Annotated in this window: 3 tRNA genes; all 3 read left to right on the forward strand. The window is 44.9% G+C overall.

The features are described from left to right. The first annotated feature begins 5 nt into the window (after window positions 1-5). The 3 genes from AN391_RS20035 (at window position 6) to AN391_RS20045 (ending at window position 311) form a co-directional block, all read left to right on the forward strand. Window positions 6-81, forward strand: a tRNA-Val gene (locus tag AN391_RS20035). 33 nt (window positions 82-114) lie between these two features. Continuing rightward, window positions 115-190: transfer RNA gene (locus tag AN391_RS20040), tRNA-Val, on the forward strand. 45 nt (window positions 191-235) lie between these two features. After that, window positions 236-311: transfer RNA gene (locus tag AN391_RS20045), tRNA-Val, on the forward strand. Window positions 312-316: the final 5 nt, after the last annotated feature.

The raw sequence follows: 316 nt of genomic DNA on the forward strand, positions 1-316 counted from the left end.
AATATGGGTCGTTAGCTCAGTTGGGAGAGCATCGCCCTTACAAGGCGAGGGTCACTGGTTCAAGTCCAGTACGACCCACCATTCTTAGAATGGTGCATATTAAATATATAATTTGGGTGATTAGCTCAGTTGGGAGAGCATCGCCCTTACAAGGCGAGGGTCACTGGTTCAAGTCCAGTATCACCCACCAAATTATATTAAACGTTAAATTAATAAAGTCATACCTATTATATGTGGGTGATTAGCTCAGTTGGGAGAGCATCGCCCTTACAAGGCGAGGGTCACTGGTTCAAGTCCAGTATCACCCACCACATAT

Source organism: Pseudoalteromonas sp. P1-13-1a, assembly GCF_001401875.1.
In the GTDB taxonomy this organism is placed as follows: Bacteria; Pseudomonadota; Gammaproteobacteria; order Enterobacterales; family Alteromonadaceae; genus Pseudoalteromonas.